Annotated in this window: 12 protein-coding genes and 1 tRNA gene; 7 read left to right on the top strand and 6 right to left on the bottom strand. The window is 62.0% G+C overall.

The window, feature by feature from the left end; translation table 11 throughout:
- The first annotated feature begins 22 nt into the window (after positions 1 to 22).
- Entirely contained in the window at positions 23 to 697 is a 675-nt protein-coding gene (locus NTV05_05475; GenBank protein MCX6543847.1) for a carboxypeptidase regulatory-like domain-containing protein, read from the top strand.
- A gap of 163 nt (positions 698 to 860) precedes the next feature.
- Here the strand turns inward: NTV05_05475 and NTV05_05480 are convergent, their stop codons facing one another.
- The 3 genes from NTV05_05480 to NTV05_05490 form a co-directional block, all read right to left on the bottom strand.
- The gene (locus NTV05_05480; GenBank protein MCX6543848.1) at positions 861 to 2,603 is read right to left on the bottom strand and encodes a sulfatase-like hydrolase/transferase; all 1,743 of its coding nucleotides are present in this window, start codon (positions 2,601 to 2,603) and stop codon (positions 861 to 863) included.
- Positions 2,604 to 3,126: 523 nt separating this feature from the next.
- Positions 3,127 to 3,831 carry a PEP-CTERM sorting domain-containing protein gene (locus NTV05_05485; GenBank protein MCX6543849.1) on the bottom strand — a complete coding sequence of 235 codons (705 nt, stop codon included), beginning with the start codon at positions 3,829 to 3,831 and terminating at the stop codon, positions 3,127 to 3,129.
- 920 nt (positions 3,832 to 4,751) lie between these two features.
- Positions 4,752 to 5,027 (bottom strand): hypothetical protein, encoded by a 276-nt coding sequence (locus NTV05_05490; GenBank protein MCX6543850.1) that lies wholly within the window; start codon positions 5,025 to 5,027, stop codon positions 4,752 to 4,754.
- 337 nt (positions 5,028 to 5,364) lie between these two features.
- Here NTV05_05490 and NTV05_05495 point away from each other — a divergent pair, with 337 nt between their 5' ends.
- Both NTV05_05495 and NTV05_05500 read left to right on the top strand, forming a co-directional pair.
- Positions 5,365 to 5,931, top strand: a complete 567-nt coding sequence (locus NTV05_05495; protein ID MCX6543851.1) for a methyltransferase domain-containing protein — start codon at positions 5,365 to 5,367, stop codon at positions 5,929 to 5,931.
- A 213-nt stretch (positions 5,932 to 6,144) separates the two neighbouring features.
- On the top strand, positions 6,145 to 6,576 hold the full coding sequence (locus NTV05_05500) for a hypothetical protein (protein ID MCX6543852.1): 432 nt from the start codon (positions 6,145 to 6,147) through the stop codon (positions 6,574 to 6,576).
- Between the two features lie 830 nt (positions 6,577 to 7,406).
- Here the strand turns inward: NTV05_05500 and NTV05_05505 are convergent.
- Positions 7,407 to 7,493, bottom strand: a tRNA-Leu gene (locus tag NTV05_05505).
- A 374-nt stretch (positions 7,494 to 7,867) separates the two neighbouring features.
- Between NTV05_05505 and NTV05_05510 the strand changes: the two genes are divergently transcribed.
- Positions 7,868 to 8,380, top strand: a complete 513-nt coding sequence (locus NTV05_05510) for a mobile mystery protein A (protein MCX6543853.1) — start codon at positions 7,868 to 7,870, stop codon at positions 8,378 to 8,380.
- The gene (locus NTV05_05515; GenBank protein ID MCX6543854.1) at positions 8,377 to 8,979 is read left to right on the top strand and encodes a mobile mystery protein B; all 603 of its coding nucleotides are present in this window, start codon (positions 8,377 to 8,379) and stop codon (positions 8,977 to 8,979) included. Before NTV05_05510 ends, NTV05_05515 begins: the two co-directional genes overlap by 4 nt.
- 77 nt (positions 8,980 to 9,056) lie before the next feature.
- Here the strand turns inward: NTV05_05515 and NTV05_05520 are convergent, their stop codons facing one another.
- Complete coding sequence (locus NTV05_05520; GenBank protein MCX6543855.1) at positions 9,057 to 9,995, bottom strand: YihY/virulence factor BrkB family protein; 939 nt, start codon at positions 9,993 to 9,995, stop codon at positions 9,057 to 9,059.
- Between the two features lie 9 nt (positions 9,996 to 10,004).
- Complete coding sequence (locus tag NTV05_05525; protein MCX6543856.1) at positions 10,005 to 10,271, bottom strand: hypothetical protein; 267 nt, start codon at positions 10,269 to 10,271, stop codon at positions 10,005 to 10,007.
- Between the two features lie 194 nt (positions 10,272 to 10,465).
- Here NTV05_05525 and NTV05_05530 point away from each other — a divergent pair, with 194 nt between their 5' ends.
- Together NTV05_05530 and NTV05_05535 are read left to right on the top strand one after the other, a co-directional pair.
- The gene (locus tag NTV05_05530) at positions 10,466 to 11,713 is read left to right on the top strand and encodes a thiolase family protein (protein ID MCX6543857.1); all 1,248 of its coding nucleotides are present in this window, start codon (positions 10,466 to 10,468) and stop codon (positions 11,711 to 11,713) included.
- Positions 11,710 to 12,705 carry a zinc ribbon domain-containing protein gene (locus NTV05_05535; GenBank protein MCX6543858.1) on the top strand — a complete coding sequence of 332 codons (996 nt, stop codon included), beginning with the start codon at positions 11,710 to 11,712 and terminating at the stop codon, positions 12,703 to 12,705. The genes NTV05_05530 and NTV05_05535 overlap by 4 nt, the downstream gene beginning before the upstream one ends.
- The last annotated feature ends 131 nt before the right edge of the window (positions 12,706 to 12,836 follow it).

Genomic DNA, 12,836 nt, shown 5'->3' on the forward strand with positions numbered 1-12,836 from the left:
GGTCATTCTTTGGGAGGCAGCCATGAAGATAGGTCTATTGGTCCTTGTTCTGGGGGTCGGCCTCTCTGCCTGCGGCAGTCAATCTTCGCCGTCGCCAACCGCGCCTACTCCCACGTCCGCCACGCGAGTGATTGGGTTGACTGGGACATTGGCATTTGGAGAGCTGTCCATTGGGCAGAAGGGTACCGCGATCCTGACCATTACCAACACAGGGAATACCGCACTGACGGTGACTGGGATGACGGTCCCGGTCGGCAGCATGAACGTCTACACGTTCAGTTTCGCGAGCGGGACGGTGCTGGCGGGTGGATCACAGCTGGTCGCGATTCAATTTGCGCCAACCGCAGCTGTCAGCTATGACGGCATCCTCACGGTGAACGGCGACGCCACCAGCGGCACGAACACCATCAGTATCTCGGGTACTGGCTCTGGCCTCGTTTCGCTGACGGGCGTTGTGAGGGCGAGTGATGGCCTGGCGGTCAACGCGGCAACCGTCACGGTGGTTGATGGGCCGAATGCTGGACGCACGACGACCACCGCAAACGGGGTGTATCGCTTCGACAACCTCATTGTGGGCAATGCGAATCTCTCCGTGAACGCAGCCGGCTATGCATCAGCGGCCGACGGGGTGTACATCGACGGCGTAAGCACGCTGGACTTTACGTTGCTGCCGCCGCCGATCGTGCGAGGCGTATAGGACCATGCGGCATTCGCCACGCCGGCGTCTGCTTCCTCGAGGGTGCCGACTATCCGGCTCTTGTTGAACTGCGATTTCCGCGTGACCACTCCTGAGCCAGGAGCCGTCTACCAATGACTGTCGATCGAGAGCGGAAGTCGACGGCCTGACTCCGAATCCGACCCTACCTGATATAGCCGAGTGAGCGAAGCCGCTCCTCCCGTTCCTTGTCGTAATAGCCACCGCGTTTTCCGTTGATGACGGGATTGAATCCGAGATAGCGGATTGCAAACCAGGGATGGGTCGGCTGGGGATACAGGATGGCGGAGAACGTCTCCCCTTTCAGTTCGATTTCGCCGATATCGATCGGTTTCGGGTCCCGGCGAAGGTCAGCCGAAAGCGCGTCCGATTGAAGGAGAACCTTCTGTCCGTTGATTTCGATCTGGACTGCCCCCCATATGTCGGCGACGAGGAAATATCTTCCCTTGGGCATGGGAAAAGAGATGTGGAGGGGTTTGGCCCCTCGCTTCGCGAATAACCAGGAATTGTCCCAGGTCGCCCGGCCGAGCCATCCGGAAGGCGTGGGCGTCTGCTGGAGATTCGCCGGATTCTCCTCGACGGGAAGAAACGGGATTTCCGCATCCCCGCCGAACGCGGGGGCTGCGATCGCGAATGATTGGCGGGGTTGGTCGTGTGTCGTCGCCGCCTGAAAACGAATCCAGGGCCGTTGAAGTTGTGCTCGATAGGCGGAGAGAAGCCGCTCGACGACGGCGGGCGATTCCGCGGCGAGGTTGCGCGTTTCTTTCGGGTCGGCGGCAAGATCGTACAGCTCCGCGTTCGCCGCCTTCGGGGCGGGCGCAGTCGGGCCGAGAACTTCGGTCCCGGAGGACTTGAAGATCAGTTTGTACCGTTCGTCGCGGATCCCGCCTTCGGACATCGCCCGGGAGCGTTTCGCCTGTTCCTGGAACACGTCTCGCCCGTCGAAGGAACTTCCTTCGGGGAGCGAGATTCCCAACAGCTTCAACAGAGTCGGGGCGATGTCGATGGATTCGGTCAAAGCGTCGCGCCGGCCGGGGGACACCTTGAGCGGATAATGGATGATCAGGGGAACCCGGGCCAGCGGTTCATACCAGGGACCGCCGTGGGTCATATAGCCCTTGCGATCGAGGAGAAATTCGCCGTGGTCGGCGGTGATGACGATCAGGGTCTGATCGAGCACACCCCAATCTTCCAAGGTGGCGAAGAGGCGGCCGAGTTCTCGATCGGCGTAGCGGAGGCCTCCGTCGTAAAGGGCGTTGAGGTACTTCCGGTCTTCCGCGGTCGCGGATCTATTCACGTCGAGCGTCAGACCTTCCGGCCCGAACGCTCCGCCCGTATAAGGCTCAGAACCGAAAAACGTTCGGGCGTCGCCCTGGAAGAAATGCGGGAAATGCGTGTCCATGACATGGAGGTACAGGAAGAAGTCGCGGCTGCGGTTCTTCCAGATCCAGTCGACGGCCTGATCGACGACTTTGTCGGCCCGGGGATAGCCGTAACTCCGGTCGAAGGGGATCGTCGATTGGAGGTCGAACAGAAACGTAAATTCGCGGGCGAAAGGAGACTCGGCTGTGATCCATTCGTGGGCCGAAATCGCCGCGGTCACGACGCCGTTCGCTTCGAGAGCGCGGGGCAGGGACATCGCCTCGTCGTCTATCTTGCGGAAGAGATTGCCGGGATTGGTGAAGGGAATCGCGTGATGGTTGGGGAAGATTTCCGGGGCGAAATATCTCGAATACAGGAGGCGAGGGACGGAGGTCCGGGTAGTGGTGGCTTGGGCGTAGTTATTGAGAAAGATCGCTCCCCGTGCGGCAAGGCGGTCGATCTGCGGGGTTGTGGGCTTCGGATATCCGTAGCAGGAGAAATGATCGGGGCGGGCGGCGTCCAGCACAATCACGATGGCCCGGCGCGGCGTGTGGCCGGGGCCGCAGGAAGCCGCCGGCAAGGCGATGACCAACCCAATCAGAATCGACGTCAGTCCGCGGGAGGCGGTCCGTCTCGACAACATCTACTTCATTCTTTGCAGCGAGCCGGACGGATCATATCTCGTTGATTCTGTAGTGCCGGGGGTGGGAATCGAACCCACACGACCCTTGTGGAGTCCCGGGGTCTTGGGTTATTCAACGCGATCCGGATCGGGCCTGAATGCGAGGATCCCTAAGCCTTTCGCGCGAGTCGAGTCGGCCTGCGTTGGCTCACGCTCGGTCGAGTCGGATCGGCGCGGGCACAACCGTAGGCTCAGTCGAATAGAGCTTGTGAAGTACACGGTTGTGTTGGTGTCGGGCGCCAACTTGGGCGCGTTGGACGCAACCATCTGAGCCGCGTCCCACGATCGGCAGCGAAAGCAGCGAGCGCCCGACCACCACATCCGGGTAACCAGGCGCTCATCGTAACCCGCGCTGATACGCGAGGGACTACTTTCGCATCCGACGACGGGCCGCGCGGGCCATGCCGACCAGACCTGTGCCGAGCAGGAGCATCGAGGCGGGTTCGGGAACGGCGGGCGGAGGCTCTTCGTCGATGTAGAAATTGTCCATGCCGAAGCAGTAGGCGTTGAGGGAGCTGAAAGTAACGGAGGTTACTCCGTCGAAATCTGAGCCCAGCCACAACCTCGCCACACCGTCGCCGGCGACCCCGTAGTAGTCCCAATCAAAACCCCAATCCGAGGACGGTAGCAGCATCTTCGTGCTCGGGCCCTTGCTGCTGGTGATGTACGACAACTCGGTGCCAGTCTGCTGGCTGCCTCCGACGGTCGTGTTCGAAGTGATGTCGACATAGTTGAGGTCGAATGCCGAGCCGTCGACTTTCGTGATGACCATGGAACCCACCCCACTCCAATGGGCATGCACGACGTCGTTCGCGATAGTGGATCCGTCGGGACGGCTACCGATCGCGTAGTAGTTCCCGATGGTGCCGTAGCCGCCTATGAAGTCGTACCTCATCCCGGCTTCGATGTAGTAGTCGACTTGATCCGTCCAAATGCCGCTGTTGTTTGGCGTGACGGTGCTGCCGCCGATCAAATGGGCCGTCCCACCGGTGAAGGTGATGACGGCAGCCTGAGCGCTGGCCGCAGCTGCCAGCACCAGGAGCAACGACAGGAACAATCCTCTCTTGACCATAGAATCTCCTTTATGATTCAGCCCTCGACCGAGAATCAGAAGTGCTTCCGCCGCACTGTTCCGAGGTCGGTCGTGCAAACTGCTGTCCAATGGCGGATCTCCGATTTACGCGACTTTCCGCACGGGTCCGGTGGGAAGGGGGCGCCCGGGCAGACTAATGTTCCGGAATCCGTGGATTGCCGTCCAGGCGAGAAGGCGCGCCTGCGCCGCAGTGAAACAATGATCACAATGAAGTGGCGCACAATCCGCAGGGAGACTTCAGTGCCCCGCCACCCCAGGATGTGGCACCGCCGGCGACGATGACCTGCGCACGGAGATCCGGAGGTGAGACGCAGACACGGCAGTCCCAATCCAGCCCCAAAGCCACCGATCTGGATCTTCCCGGCAGAAGGTGGGCAACGTCAGATGATCCAGGCGTCTGCCTACGCCCATCAACTCACTTGCCCAGCCGCAGCTCGACCGAGGGGCATGCGAGCTGAGGTCGAGCGAAGGCTGGTGCCGGGGGTGGGAATCGAACCCACACGACCCTTGTGGAGTCCCGGGATTTTGAGTCCGCCCGCCTCCCTGCTGACAATAGACGAAAACAGGCGCTAACGCCACCGGCCGGGATCGGCACTTGCCCGTCCCTGTTCTGTTACGGCGAATAGCCGGGCGACGGGGACAGCCAAAGGGACAGGCGCGCCGCCGTCCCCGACGTAATTCCAGCGAGAGCGTCTCTGGAGTTCCCTGGGAACTCCACGGCGAGAACGCGCGGAGTTGCATGTCCTCGAGCATGCGTTGGCGCAACGGTGTCATGGCGGTCTCCTTTCGGCGGAGAGGGAAATCTCTCCGGCAATCGGAGTATCGTCAGACGCACGGTGGGATTCGCGGACCGAGATAGACGAGCGAGGGTTACACTATCCGCCGCAGGCGGATTGAGTTCAACGAAGTACATATGGATACTCCATCCATGTCTGGGGTCTCGTGAGCTTAAACCCGCAGTCGAATCCGGCTACTAGATCTCGGGTCGGAATCTCCTGCCAGCCGTCAGATATGGACAACGAGAAGCCTGGCTTCTGCACGACCCTGACAAGCGCCCGGGATTCTGACACAGGCAATTGCTGTGCCCCGGTGTTTGACTGTGAGACGTCAGTCAACGCCATGACGGTAAACACGCCTGCTGTGGTCAGAACGAGCATCGCGAAGACGTTCCGCATCAGAACCTCCAAGGGCCAGGGCAAGTCGGTCAGAGTCTGTCCGATCTCGCTCTGGATACCTGCGAGGACTTGCTCTTCTCCAGCCCTCGAAAGATAATCCCGTCGGCAGACGCCGAGGGAGTCAGGAGGAATCGGGGGTCGCAACGTGCAAACCGCGAACACTCGCCTGTCACCTATTGGATGTTCGCCTGGGCTAGCCGGCCACGACTACGTTCCACAGCGCCCATAGATCGTGAGGTTCACACGATGACCCGACGGCGCCCGGAATCCCACACGCGGGAGCAGACAGCGAGCGTGGCGCATGTTGAGCGGGCAAGCCGTCCGACAAGGAGATGAGATGGCCATCGACAACGACAGGAACCGTGTTTGCCCCGTTGGGCTCGCGAGTCCGCTCGAAGCCAGCATCAGACGGTGGCTGCAGGATCCGCGGAAGATCCTCTCTCCCTTCGTCAAAGAGGGGATGACCGTTCTCGACATCGGTTGTGGCCCGGGGTTCTTCTCAATCGACCTGGCGGGGATGGTCGGCCGGACGGGGAAGGTCATCTCCGCCGACCTGCAGGATGGGATGTTGCGGAAGCTCAGCACCAGGATCCGCGGAACGGAACTGGAAGCACGGATTCACCTGGTGAAGTGCGAACGGGACAAGATCAACGTTTCACGGAAGATCGACTTCGGGTTGGCTTTCTGGATGGTCCACGAGGTGCCCGACAAGCTCGGCTTCTTCAAGCAGCTCAAGGCCATCATGAACGACAAGGCACGAATCCTCATGGTCGAACCGAAGTTGTTCCACGTGTCGCGCAAGGAGTTCGAGGCAACAACTTCCCTGGCTGAGGATGCCGGATTCGTCGTCAGTCGAGGGCCGCGATTGCTGCTGTCCTGGTCCGCCGTCTTGGGGAATGCCTGAACCCGGCTCGAAGCCAGTTCGTCGGAGGTCGTGCCACGCGAGATGGACGGAACAGAGGCGCGCCTGCTTTCGTAACTTGTGGGTGTGTTTCTGCACCGCGAACACCTGAATCTCCGACCCGATGGCCAGAACGGGAGTGCCTGTTTCGGCTGACACTTGGGTCGCGAGCGGGCGGTATCTGGGACGCACTCCGGGCCATTCAGGGAGGGCACCGTGGACAGGAGACTGTGGCTGAAGGTTGCCGCCGGACTGAGTTTCTCCATGGCGGTGTGTCAGGCGGTCATCTCGGTCTGGCCGGCCGCAGCGGCGTACTTTCAGGCGCCACCGGGACTGCTGAACGACCGCGTCCGATTGTTCGTGGTCGGAGAAGCCGCCGCGCTGATCCCCGTGCTCTTCGGCCTCTATGCGTTATCCGGGGCCGGCGTCATCCGGCGCCTGCCGCTCCTGCGGACTGCCTTGGTGGGGATCGGGAGCCTGTTCCTCTTGCGCGGGTTGTTCATCATCCTCACCTTCTTGGTCGCGCTGGGGGTCCTGCAAGGACAAGTCTCGCTGCCTGGCGTGGCGTCCCACGTGGTCTTCCTCTCAGCCGGTATCGCGTACCTGGCAGGAACCGTCCTCAACTGGAAGACACCGAAGAGCAGCTAATTCCTTGCGCGTCTTGGCGGCGTTCCCCTCGGCAGTTGTGTTCCCAAACGCAGCCTTGCGGACTCGTACGCAGCCGCGAAGCCCCAGACCGATCACGAGCGCACCAATAGCCACAATCGCGAGAACCGCCCTTGACTCGGAACTGAGGCGCTTGTCGAGCATGGAGCGGAACAGCAGCGAGATAGTCGCCACGACACCTGTGGCTAGGAAGCAGTCGGAGACCCACGCGAGGACGTTAGAGCTCATGACCAGATGGGCCTCCCCCCGAAGTTCCCCCTCCCGCTTCGAGAAGGGCTTCTATCTGCCGGCGCGGCAGAGTGGAGCACTTCCGCGCCAGCTTCCAGCGCGACCACAACACCGATAGCGAGTCGGTTTCACGCCGCTCGCAGCACAGGAGCCGCGATCGTCGTCATCTAAAGGTCATCGTGTCCCGATCGTCACGCCGCACGCCGGAATCGTCCCGTACACATCTTCACCAACCCCGCTGGGGATTCGAACCCGGGCTTTCCATCGCTGCCTGTCCTTTGCTGCCGCCGCCGTGGCAACCCTGGCCCGCATCATGCGAAGCCTTGTCTGATTCCCAATAGCGCCAGACGCGTGAGCAGTCGCGCATATTGCCCGGAGGCTCGCGTACCGTCGGGGAGCCCTCACCGTCCGCCGTCCCTATCCCGGCCCGGCCGATGGAGACGCACAATCGGCCGACGGTCTGCCGGTGATCCTGCGGCCAGATCGACCGGGCTGGAAGCAGCGACAGCCCCAATTCAGCCCCAAAGCGGCGGATCGGGGCGAGCGCCGCAGAAGGCGCATTCCTGTAAGTGCGTGTTTCCAAGTGCCGGGGGTGGGAATCGAACCCACACGACCCTTGTGGAGTCCCGGGATTTTAAGTCCCGTGCGTCTGCCAGTTTCGCCACCCCGGCCTGAAGGATTATCGCACGTTGTACCGACGAATCGACGTCGTTGCCGTCCTTGTCACCCCACCACCGGCAGCAGGATCCCCGTCGCCATCACCGCCTCCTGAGAGTCGCCGTCCACGGACACGCGGTCGTCGGAGGGCCCAATCATCACGCCGCCTCGCAAAGCGTCAGCCAGGGAAAGGTGATGGCCTCAGTCACGTCGCACCTCCCGAAAGCACTCAGAAATGCGGGAGATCTTCGGCAGGTTTGAATCGCCGTCATCACGATCACCGTCATCGTTCCATTGATGCTACAAAAGGCATCATAAATGACATAATAGATGCTGTATAACGCATCAGTAGATTGACCTTAGATGCTTTCTAGCGCATCATACATTCATGAGAGCCAACAAACAGAGCCTCATCAGCCAGCGAAAGCTCATCGAGAAGAAGATTCGCCCGTGGATCGCCATCCGAACGGACCAGATGCCGCGCTCCGGCTGGATCAAAGCGGTTCGGGGCGCGCTCGGCATGAATACGCGGCAACTCGCCGAACGTGTCGGTGTCGACCAATCCAACATCACGCGGATTGAGGAGCGGGAACCTTCAGGCAAGGTCACTCTAGAACGACTTGCGAAGACCGCCCGCGCGATGAACTGCAAGTTGATCTACGCCATCGTTCCAAACGATCGATTCGCCGATCTTGAGGCGATCATCGACGAGCGGGCAACGGACCTCGCAGAGCAACTCGTGCACACGGCTGAACACTCGATGCGGCTGGAGAAACAGGGAGCGAGCAATGACGACTTGGCCAAGGAGGTTGACAGCCTCGCACACCAACTGAAATCGAAGATGGATTCTCGAATCTGGGGGAAGAGGACGGGAAATAGCTGGTCGGAGGCGCACAAGTGAGCCCGTTCCCAATTGACTATCCCCCTGGCGCCACGCCTCTGGATCCGAACGAGGCGGAGGGCCTCATTTCCGACTACATCACGACACAGGGCGAACTGAATACGCTCGAGCGCGAGAACATCACCGAAGCTACGAACTGGGCTGAAAGCAGACAGCCCTCGGACATCCTCACGGCGACGTTTACTCTCAACGTTCACAAACGGATGTTGAATCGTGTGTGGAAGTGGGCCGGAAAGCCGAGAAGGTCGAACAAGAACATTGGAGTGTTCAAGGAGAACATCTCGACCGAGCTAGCCAACTTGTTGGCCGACACGAAATATTGGATTGAGCATGGAACCTACGGTTGGGATGAGATTGGCGCGCGATTCCATCATCGACTGGTTTCGATTCACGTATTTGTGAACGGCAATGGTCGGCATGCTCGCATCATGACGAACATTCTCCTCAGTTCAAATAGGCAAGAACCCTGCTCTTGGGGGATGAGAACCCACACCGGAGCACTTGAGGTGGGGGGTGCCTTGAGAGACGAATACATTTCAGCTCTCAAAAGGGCCGACCAAGGTGACTACGATGCGTTGATACGATTCGTGCGGAGCTGACGCTCACTGACCCCCGCTGCGGGCCATTTACGGGCCACGACGTAGCCGGATCGTCTGTCAGGTTGGAAGATATCACGCTACGACGCGTTGGTCGGCGGGATGGGTTCGCGGCGCTCGCGCCGGATTCTCGCGAAGGCGGCCGTAAACTCCACGCCATAGAGCAGGACGACGGCGGAGATGTAAATCCACAACAGGAACCAGATGACCGTCGCAATTGAACCGTGGATGCTGGAGCTCGCCCACCGCCGCAGGTACCAGGAGAAGCCTTCGAAGGCGCCGCGCCACGCCAGGGCCGTGACGACGGCGCCGGGCCACACATCGCGAAGGCGTACCTTCGTGTTGGGGACGAAGTAGAACACCAGGCCCACAACGACGACAAACAGCACGAAGGCGCCGACGGGCCCTTCCCATCCCCGCACGGTGGCGAGCCAGGGGAACTGCGGAAGCAGCGTCGACCAGGCGGCCCCGGTCATCTTCGAAATGCTCAACAGGAACAGCGCGGCAAACAACAAGAGGACTGCCGCGGCCATCATCAGAAACGAGAAGAAACGGTGTCCCCAAAAACTCCGGGGCCGCTCAACGCTCCAGGCGTGGTTGACGGCCGAAGTGATGGCCCCGAATACGCCCATTGACGCCCAGACCAGCGCGAGCAGCGAGCCGACGCCCAACCGGGCCCCAGTCTGGCTGAACAGGTCCACCTGGCTGGCGATGAAGTCGGGCTGCGCGGGAAAGTACCCCAGCACGATCTCGAGCACGTGGTCGCGAACCTGTTGACCGGCCTCGAAGGAGCCGAGCACGGAGAACGCCAGCAGCAGAAACGGAAGAAACGAGAGGAGCGCGTAATAAGCGATCGACGCGGCGTGCGTCAGATCGTCGCTGCTGTAGGCCACCTCGATCAGGCCGCGCCAGGCGGCGCGCCCCATCAGCGACGCGCCGTCGACCGCCTGCTCGCCGAGTCGGCGGACACGCCGTGCGACCGGATCGACACGGAGGGTGCTGGAGTGATCGTGTGCCAAGAGCTGAGATCAGTAGCGGGTTGGCGGCCTGACGACGGTCCGGGTCGACGGCGGCTGGCGAAGTTCCTCGATGGTGGTCCAGCCTTCCTGCGCGGCCAGGCGGGCCTTTTCCACGGCAGACTTCAGGTGCCGCATCTCACGCAGCAGGTCATCCATCCCCGGCTCGAGCCGCTCCCGCACACGGCGCCCGTCCTCGGTCAGAAACAGATAGCCGCCAAGGCCCCCGATAATCGCACCCAGGCACGCCGACATCAGTATGCGCGAACGATCGTCCACGGTCCCTCCCAGCGCGCGCCTTCTCGCGCCACGCATCCGACGCTAGCAGCCCGTTCCGACTTTCACTTCGGGCTGATGGCGGCCTCACGTCCGAATCAAGGCCGCGTGACGACAACATACCCCATTGGGTGGGTGCCATCCAAGACGATCGCGAAACCAGGGGTATAATCCTCGTCGAACCGTAAGGAGGTCCAATGCGCAAGGTTGGAATTGTGGGCGCGGGCATCACCGAATGCCGGGGCCGCTGGGTCGAGGCCACCTACTGGGAACTCTTCCAGATGGCGGTGCGACGCACGCTCGACGACGCCAAGATGAAGACCGAGGAAATCGACTCGGTCGTGTACGGCATCTACAACGACATCTTCGAGCACCAGGCCATTCCCGAGAGCGCTCTCACGGGCCTGATCGGGATGGCGAACAAACCGGGCACCCGCGTGACGAGCGGAGGCGCGACGGGCTTCTACGCGATGCGCACCGCGTACATGGAAGTCGCGAGCGGGGTCTCGGAGACAGTGCTGTGCGTCGGTGGCGAAAAGGCCACGGACTGTTTCGATCCTCGATCGCAGACCGCGACGCCGATGGTCATCGACACGATCGCGAAGTCCTGGGATCCGTTCTTTGAGTACCCGCTTGGCGCGACGGCCAGCGACTCGTACATGCAGATGTGCATGGGGTACAACGACAGCTTCCCCGGCGACATCGGCGACTCGCGCGTGCGCGCGCAGATCGTCGAGCGGCTGTGCCGGCAGGGAAACCGCAATCCCTACGCCCAGCGCCGCGACGAGACGGTGACCGCCGAGCAGGTGATGGCCTCGCGCTGGATTATCGCCCCGTTCCTCCGCCTCCTCGAGACGTGCATGTACACCGAGGGTGCGGGCGGGATCATCTTCGCCTCGGAGAAGAAGACCCGCGAGATCTGCGAGCGCACAGGACAGCCGCCGATCTGGGTCAAGGGCGTGGGTGCGGCGAACGAATCCTACGCGACCGGACGTGGCAGCTACTACAAGCCTCTCGACCGCATCGTGTCCGACCGGCTCGCCGCCGAGCGCGCGTATGCGATGGCGGGCGTGACGCCTGCCGACATCCAGATCGTCGAGCTCCACGACGCGTTCGTGGCGCAGTTGATGATCACGATGGGCGAGATGGGGTTCGTCCCGATCGGGAAGACGCGCCGGCTCATCGACGACGGGGTCATGGCCGACATCCGCCAGCTCGGCGACGACAAGCGTCCACCGAAGGGACAGGTGCTGATCAATCCTTCGGGAGGCCTGATCTTCGGGGGACACTTCGTGGGAGGCTCGAACATGTTCTCCATGTGGTCTCTGCGACGCGAGATGATCACCAGACAAATGGAACTGGGCATGATCCACGGCACCGGCGCGATCAATGCGGTGTTCGGCGGCGCGATGGTGGTCGAGCTCGACAAGGGAGGTGTGAAGTGAGCAAGCAACCGGTGCCGGCTCTGCCGCTGGACTTCAATCTGCCCAAGCAGACGTCGGAGCTCACGGGGAAGGACCAGCAGACGTACCTGCAGTTCACCACTCACATGGTGACGTTCTACAAGCAGACGTATGGAGAACTTTCGCGCTTTTTCCTCGCGCTGCGCGCAGGGAAGCTGCTCGGCAGCCAGTGTCCGACGTGCGGCCAGGTGATGGTGCCCGCGGCGACCTGGCATTGCCCCGCGTGCAACTTCGTCGAGATGAAGGAAGTGTATCTCCCCCATCGAGGCATGCTGGCGGCGACCGCGCCAATCACCATCTTCCCGTCCGCGTCGTTTATCGGCGATGCCCCCTTCTGTCGCGGTTACGTGGACATCGCGCGGAATGCGCCGGCCGCGTCGTTCCTGCCGTGCCGGCTGCAGACGACCACGGGGCTCCCGCGGCCAGGGATCTTCGTGAAAGGCATCGAGGTCAAACTGGTCTTCGAAGACGATCGCGTGGGATCGATTCGGGACATCTTCTGCGTGCCGGCTTCCGAGCTGACCGCGGAGCAGCTCGCGAAGGAGCCGCTCTTCGCCTCGGAGCTCAGCTTCGAATCCCCGAAGATGCCCGACGTGAAGCGCGACCCGGCGCTGACGACAGCGCGCAACACCGCCGTCGCCGCCATGCGGAAATTGGCGGGCGGCATCGAACGCAGCCCGCGCGCCCAGAAGGACCTCGGCGATCGGACGCACGCGATCGGCGTCAAGACGGGCGGCGGCGATTTCGGTCTGTACGTGGCCAGGCAGCGTATCCGCATCGAGGACACGCTGCCGAAGACAGCGGACTTCGTCATGGTGGCCGACGATCCGCAGGTGTTCATTCGCTGGGTGGAAGATGGATCGTTGACCGACGCGGCCGTCGAGGGGTCGCTCTGGCTCCCGAACCGTGCGGCCTTTGGAGTGCTGCCTGTCCTCGATCGGCTCCCGCGTTCGGTGCGCCGCGACGCGCGCTGACGATCGGCGGTGGGTTCGAAGCCTGAGGCGATGGGAATGTGGCTGCCGGTCCGCGCTGCGCGGACCGGCGCCGTACCGGCGATTGACTGCCGGGCTGGCGGCCTGAATCAACTCCACGTCGTTTTGGCGGA

It is taken from the genome of Acidobacteriota bacterium, assembly GCA_026393755.1.
Classification (GTDB): domain Bacteria; phylum Acidobacteriota; class Vicinamibacteria; order Vicinamibacterales; family JAKQTR01; genus JBAXOX01.

Coding starts and splice junctions, on each gene's coding strand:
- NTV05_05475 (MCX6543847.1), top strand. CDS start 23: ATGAAGATAGGTCTATTGGTCCTTGTTCTGGGGGTCGGCCTCTCTGCC.
- NTV05_05485 (MCX6543849.1), bottom strand. CDS start 3,831: ATGGTCAAGAGAGGATTGTTCCTGTCGTTGCTCCTGGTGCTGGCAGCT.
- NTV05_05490 (MCX6543850.1), bottom strand. CDS start 5,027: ATGCGGAACGTCTTCGCGATGCTCGTTCTGACCACAGCAGGCGTGTTT.
- NTV05_05495 (MCX6543851.1), top strand. CDS start 5,365: ATGGCCATCGACAACGACAGGAACCGTGTTTGCCCCGTTGGGCTCGCG.
- NTV05_05510 (MCX6543853.1), top strand. CDS start 7,868: ATGAGAGCCAACAAACAGAGCCTCATCAGCCAGCGAAAGCTCATCGAG.
- NTV05_05530 (MCX6543857.1), top strand. CDS start 10,466: ATGCGCAAGGTTGGAATTGTGGGCGCGGGCATCACCGAATGCCGGGGC.